The following is a 6,174-nucleotide window of genomic DNA, read 5'->3' as shown; positions in this document are numbered from 1 at the left end:
TCCGATCTAGCGGCTGCAACATCTCTATCAGTTGTACAGCCACAATTTGAACAAACGTGAGTACGTTCTGAAAGTTCTTTCTTGCCTGTCTCAACATCACAACTGGGGCAAATCTGGCTAGTTTTACGGCTGTCTACTTTTTGGAAATAAGCTAGTTAATGTGTTGTCATTTTGCGATCGCACCACCCACCACCTGCACCATCCTTTCAACCCTGCGATCTCCCCTGTCCCACCATTGCAATGAGAGTGTCGTGAGCGTCTTCGGAATTTTTGAGAACGTGGTCAAATTGAATGCGAACTGGTAAGGTAGCATTATTGACTTGTACGGATAAATTCATGCCTTCAGGATCGATAGAAAGCATCTGTGCTGATGTCGCATGAGTTAAACTGCCAAAAGTTTGGGCGTAGATAAGTAGGGCATCTCCACGATCTTCGTTCATATGGGAGCAGATGCGATCGCTCACTTGAGTAGAAAACGGTTCTGACATAACTGAATTCCCTGGAAACAGTGTAAAAACTTATTCATTTATACTATCTTTTTTATACCTAAAATATAAAATTGCCAACCGCAATCGATACGTGGGTTGGCAAAAAGGGGATTGTGTGTGTGTTTGGATGAACGCTGTTAGGGGCAATTGCCTAATGACTGGAAAACCCTTTATTAATGGCTACCTGCACTCGTCCTTCGATGACCCTGACTTGATAAGTTGGTAATTTGACGTTTTCGTCATCGAAACACTGTCCTGTTTGCAAGTTGAAGTTTTGTTTGTAAATTGGGGAAGCAACTTTGGGAATGCCGTTGCGATCGCCGATTATTCCCCGCGATAAAACATAAGTTTTGCTAAACGGATCGTAGTTACCGATCCCGTAAAGATCGGTTCCGTATCCAAGTCGAAAAACAGCTATTTGTTCGCCTGCTACTAAGGCGCAAACGCCAGTATTCGGTGCGATCGCAGAAAGAGGGCAGATATTTACCCATGTTGTCATTGTATCGCGAACTGGTAATGCTTGAACCATTTTATTTCTCCTCGTTTGTTAATTGTTAGTTGTCAGTTGTACAACGGCAATAATTAATAACTAATGCCGCGTCCGTTTTTGTTGAAATCCTCAACAGTTTGCAGTGAAAGTCGATCGGTTGCCATTGCCTGCAACATACTCAAGGGAAGCGTGAGATGATGCGCCCCTGCTTGTAGAGATGCGGCGGCTTCTTCTGGCGATTTGATGCTGGCGGCGAGAATTTCCGTGCTGCTGTTTGCCAAAACGCTTGCCATTTCTCGCACTAACGCAATGCCATCACCTAGTAGTTTGGTAGCGCGGTTAACGTAGGCGATCGCATATTTTGCTCCCGCCTCTTTTGCCACAGCCGCTTGTGCCGGACTGTAAATTGCTGTCACCGAACAGTTTATTTCCGGAGAGAGGCGAGTAACAGCTTGAAAGCCAACTATTGTAGCCGGAATTTTCAGCACCGTTTGATAACCGATAATCTCAAAAGCCTTGCGACCTTCCTTAACCATTTCATCCAGTTCCGACGATATTAGCTGGTAAAAAACTGGGCCATTCGTTAATTTAGCTAGTTCCTTGAGTGTCGTTTCAACTGGTAAATCGGTTTTGGATAAAAGAGTTGGGTTAGTGGTAATTCCTTTTACCCAGCCCAACTCTTTAGCGGTTTGGGCTTCTGAAATAATTGCGGAATCGAGATAAATGGTCATCAGTTTCCCAACCGATATTAGATTTGGATAGCTGTTGCTTATTTCAGCAGTACTTCTGCGTTCAACCAATTGAAAAAGCCTTCATTGATTGACTCAGGAGAGATTTCAGCGATTAAATTGGTATAGCTGATGTGCTGGCGGATTACCTCTTCGATCGCTTCTCGATAGCCGGATTGAGTTTTAACAATCAGCACTGTTTCTGGTTCTTCGACGATTTTGCCTTCCCAACGATAAGCACAAGTGATGGGAAACCAATTCGTACAGACAGCTAACTGTTGCTGAAGCAATGCCTGACTGATCTGACGCGCTTCGTCTGAGGTGTTGAGGGTAATGTAGTATAGTTTCATCGGTGTTGATTCGGTGACACGACGCTTACCCTAATACATTAAACCAAGGCTTTCTCGTGTTCCTTCGCCGGACGTTTTTGACCCCGTTCTTCGACATAAGCCAGACTGGGGTCTGGTTCGTCGGAATTGACAAAGTGACGGAAGCGCTGAAGTTTTTCCGGGTCTTCAATAGTCGCTTTCCATTCGCACTGGTAGGTCTTGACAAGGTATTCCATTTGTGCTTCTAACTCAGCACCAATGCCGAGAGAATCTTCGATAATTACCTGTTTCAAATATTCGATGCCACCTTCCAGTTTGTTAAACCAAGTAGCAGTGCGTTCCAATCTGTCAGCAGTGCGGATGTAGAAAACTAAGAAGCGATCGATGTACTTAATCAGCGTTTCTTTGTCAATATCTGCTGCTAGTAATTGCGCGTGTTGCGGCTTCATACCACCGTTACCGCAGACGTACAAATTCCAACCTTTTTCTGTAGCAATTATCCCAAAGTCTTTACTTTGAGCTTCCGCACATTCGCGGGTGCAACCAGAAACAGCAGATTTTAGTTTGTGAGGAGATCTCAAACCGCGATAGCGCAGTTCTAATTCTACTGCCAAACCAACAGAATCTTGCACGCCAAAACGACACCAAGTACTACCCACACAAGATTTTACTGTTCGCAACGCCTTGCCATAAGCGTGTCCGGATTCAAATCCCGCATCTACTAATTTCTGCCAAATTAACGGTAATTGATCCACACGCGCACCAAACAAATCGATGCGCTGTCCGCCAGTAATTTTAGTGTAAAGATTGAACTCCTTGGCAACTTCTCCCAAAGCAATCAGTTTTTCTGGCGTAATTTCGCCCCCCGGTACTCTGGGAACTACCGAGTATGTACCATCCCGCTGAATGTTTGCCAGATAGTAATCATTGGTATCTTGCAAACTGACGTGAGTGGGAGTCAAAACATGATCGTTCCAAGTAGAAGCAAGCATGGAAGCGACGGCAGGTTTGCAAATTTCGCAACCCAATCCCTTACCGTGATGTTGGAGTAACTCATCAAATGTCTTGATTTGGTGGAATCGCAACAAATGATAGAGTTCTTGACGGGAATAGGGGAAGTGTTCGCAGAGATGATTCTTCACCACCAATCCGGCTTTCTTCATCTCCGACTTGAGGATATCCGTTACCAACGGTACACAACCGCCGCAACCTGTTCCCGCTTTGGTGCATTTTTTGACGCTGCCGATATCGGTGAGTTTGTTTTCGCGAATAGCAGTACAAATTTGTGCTTTGCTGACATTATTGCACGAGCAAATTTGGGCTGTATCCGGCAAACTTTCTACTCCCATCGCGGCGACTGTTGATTTACCTTCTCGTGGTGGCATTAGCAAATCTTCGGGATGGGGTGGCAAAGTTATGCCGTTTTGCACAAATTGCAGCAGAGTACCGTAAGCAGAAGCATCGCCGATGAGAATTCCGCCTAACAAACGAGTGCCATCTTCATTGAGTACCAGTTTTTTGTAGATACCTCGAACGTTATCGGCGATCGCAATTTCTTTAGCATCGGGTGTTCTGGCAAAAGCATCTCCGAAGCTGGCTACGTCCACTCCCAGTAATTTCAGTTTGGTGGACATATCCGCGCCAGTAAATTTGCTGGTCGCGATATTGTTGAAAATATCTGCTACGACTCCTGCCATTGTGTAGCCAGGTGCTACTAAGCCGTAGATGCGATTCTGATGAAGAGCGCATTCTCCAATAGCGTAAATATCTGGATCTGAAGTTTGGCAATAATCGTTGATGATTATTCCGCCTCTTTCTCCGATTGTCAATCCGCATTGTCTGGCGAGTTCGTCACGGGGACGAATGCCGGCGGAGAAAACGATCGTGTCTGTTTCTAATTCGGTGCCATCAGCGAATAGCATTTTGACGAGTTTACCGTTTTCGCTGACGATTTGCGTTGTCGATTTATTGGTATGAACGGATATTCCCAGTTCTTCTATTTTATTGCGAAGGATAGCACCACCGATATCATCTATTTGCACTGGCATGAGGCGAGGTGCAAATTCAACGATGTGGGTTTTTAATCCCAGGTTTTGGAGTGCGTTGGCTGCTTCTAATCCTAATAATCCTCCGCCTACAACTACGCCTACTTTGCAGTTTTTGGCGTAGGCGGACATCGCTTCAAGGTCTTCTATTGTCCGATAAACGAAAGTTCCTGTAGCCTTATTTCCTTTAATCGGCGGTACGAAGGGATAGGAACCTGTTGCCAAGACAATTTTGTCGTAGGGAAGTGTTACCCCATTGGCAGAGGTGACGGTTTTTTCTTCCCTGTTAATGGCAACTGCTTTATCGCCGATATGGATTTGAATACCGTTTTCTTGATATAATCCAGGTTCGACTAGAGATAAATCTGCGGCAGTTTTGCCAGAAAAGAAGCTGCTGAGATTAACGCGATCGTAAGCAACACGAGGTTCTTCGCAGAAGGTTATTAAGTTCCATTTCTGGGTCGCACATGAAGCGATCGCTAGTTCTAAGAACTTGTGACCTACCATGCCGTTGCCGATAACTATGAGATTCTTTTTGGCTATCATGAATTTCTAAAACGCCCATGTTTTAGTTCTCCTTATCAGTCTTATAAACAGTCACTATAGTATTTTGTAAATTTAGCTACAAATTTGCTTTGGTTATGCAGAATCCGATCGATCTCTATTTTGTTTTTGCATTTGCGGTGAAAGTGTGACGGCTGCATCCGCACAAAATTTTTTTCCCACATTCCAGGTATTTTGTAAATTTAGATACAGAAATTTAGTATATAGTTCATCATCAAAAAAATTTTCCTAATTTCAAGCTCGGCTCGCTCATTGTGGAGCAAATCCAAAATCCAAAATCCAAAATCTGGTGACTAATGTTCCAACTTTATAATCAAGTCGATGATTTTTTGGTTGACAGCTATATTCGTATTTTCCAAACAAAGTTGTCTGGCTTTTTGTAAATCTTCATTGGCTCCTAAATTATCTCCAATTTGAGCGCGAACAACGGCTTTGTTAAAGTAAGCTTCTACGAAGTTAGGATTGAGATTTACAGCGTTGTGAAGATCTGCGATCGCTGCTTCATATTCTCCCATTTTGTAGCGAACTACACCGCGATTGGAGTAAGCTTCGGCAAACTCCGGATTGAGTTCGATCGCACCATTAAAATCGACGATCGCACTTTGGTATTCATCCAGAATATAGCGAGTTGCACCTCTGCTAGAATAAGCTGTTGCCAAGTTTGCATTCAAAATTAAAGCGCGATCGAAATCGGCAATTGCTGCTTGGTAATTTCCGATTGCATAGCGAACTGCACCTCGATTTACGTAAGCTTCTGCCAAATTGGGAGACAACTCGATCGCTCGCTCAAAATCGCTCATTGCCAAATCGTAATTCCCCAATCTATAGTAAACTACACCCCGACTGGAGTATAACGAAAAGTCCGCCTTTAAACTTAATCCCCGATCGTAATCTGCTAGCGCTTCTTGATAATTTCCCAGAAGTTGCTGCAAACAACCTCGGATGTAATAATGTTCGGCAAAATTCGGTCTTAGACTAATCAACTCAGTGTAATCTGCAATTGCTCCCCGATAATCTTCCATATCGTTGATGCGAACTAAAAATATGCGCGAAGCAGCTAATGAATAATCGGGATTGATGCGAAGTAACAATTTATAATCCTCAATCGCTCCCTGATAATCCCCCATTTTTTCGCGGGTATAAGCGCGTTCGTAATGAGCATCAATCGAATTTGGTTCGAGCGTAAGCCAGCGGTTATAATCCTCAATAGCGCCTTGATAATTTTCTATTTTTCTGCGAACGCGAGCGCGTTTTTGATAGCTATTAGTATCGTAAGGTTTGGCAATAATTAAACTATTATAATCATCATTAGCTGCTTGGTAGTTTTCCATATTTTCCCAAACATCCGCCCGTTTTTCATAAATATCTATATAATTGGGAGCGATCCTAAGCACCTGGGTGTAATCATCAATTGCGCCTTGGTAATCCTTGATAAAGTTGCGAGCTGACGCTCGTTTTTCATAAGCCTCGACATAGTTGGAATCTATTTCAATTGCGCGATCGTAATTTTCGATCGCTCCTTCATAATCT

Annotated in this window: 6 protein-coding genes and 1 pseudogene; all 7 read right to left on the bottom strand. The window is 43.6% G+C overall.

Annotation, left to right across the window (positions count from 1 at the left end):
- Positions 1–149: pseudogene (locus tag H6S82_RS14590) on the bottom strand (zinc ribbon domain-containing protein); the annotation flags it as partial.
- Between the two features lie 57 nt (positions 150–206).
- Positions 207–488: a DUF2470 domain-containing protein gene (locus H6S82_RS14585; RefSeq protein ID WP_190460841.1), complete on the bottom strand. Its 282-nt coding sequence runs from the start codon at positions 486–488 to the stop codon at positions 207–209.
- A gap of 151 nt (positions 489–639) precedes the next feature.
- A complete protein-coding gene (gene nirD, locus H6S82_RS14580) occupies positions 640–1,017 on the bottom strand; it encodes a nitrite reductase small subunit NirD (protein WP_190460839.1) in 378 nt (125 codons plus the stop codon).
- A gap of 53 nt (positions 1,018–1,070) precedes the next feature.
- The gene (locus H6S82_RS14575) at positions 1,071–1,709 is read right to left on the bottom strand and encodes a transaldolase family protein (protein ID WP_190460836.1); all 639 of its coding nucleotides are present in this window, start codon (positions 1,707–1,709) and stop codon (positions 1,071–1,073) included.
- A 38-nt stretch (positions 1,710–1,747) separates the two neighbouring features.
- A complete protein-coding gene (cutA, locus tag H6S82_RS14570) occupies positions 1,748–2,056 on the bottom strand; it encodes a divalent-cation tolerance protein CutA (protein WP_190460834.1) in 309 nt (102 codons plus the stop codon).
- Between the two features lie 38 nt (positions 2,057–2,094).
- Positions 2,095–4,626, bottom strand: coding sequence for a nitrite reductase large subunit NirB (gene nirB / locus H6S82_RS14565; protein ID WP_199315060.1), 2,532 nt, complete (start codon positions 4,624–4,626; stop codon positions 2,095–2,097).
- A 311-nt stretch (positions 4,627–4,937) separates the two neighbouring features.
- Positions 4,938–6,174 (bottom strand): tetratricopeptide repeat protein (locus H6S82_RS14560; protein WP_191056354.1); only part of this gene is annotated, 1,237 nt, incomplete at its 5' end.

The sequence above is a fragment of the Planktothrix sp. FACHB-1355 genome, from assembly GCF_014748295.1.
GTDB lineage: Bacteria > Cyanobacteriota > Cyanobacteriia > Cyanobacteriales > Aerosakkonemataceae > Aerosakkonema > Aerosakkonema funiforme_A.
The sequence above is the reverse complement of the archived record's forward strand: the minus strand, read 5'-3'. Positions and strand labels throughout refer to the sequence as shown.

Excerpts from the sequence above, each read along its gene's own strand:
- H6S82_RS14585 (WP_190460841.1), bottom strand. The coding sequence starts at position 488 with ATGTCAGAACCGTTTTCTACTCAAGTGAGCGATCGCATCTGCTCCCAT.
- nirD (WP_190460839.1), bottom strand. The coding sequence starts at position 1,017 with ATGGTTCAAGCATTACCAGTTCGCGATACAATGACAACATGGGTAAAT.
- H6S82_RS14575 (WP_190460836.1), bottom strand. The coding sequence starts at position 1,709 with ATGACCATTTATCTCGATTCCGCAATTATTTCAGAAGCCCAAACCGCT.
- cutA (WP_190460834.1), bottom strand. The coding sequence starts at position 2,056 with ATGAAACTATACTACATTACCCTCAACACCTCAGACGAAGCGCGTCAG.
- nirB (WP_199315060.1), bottom strand. The coding sequence starts at position 4,626 with ATGATAGCCAAAAAGAATCTCATAGTTATCGGCAACGGCATGGTAGGT.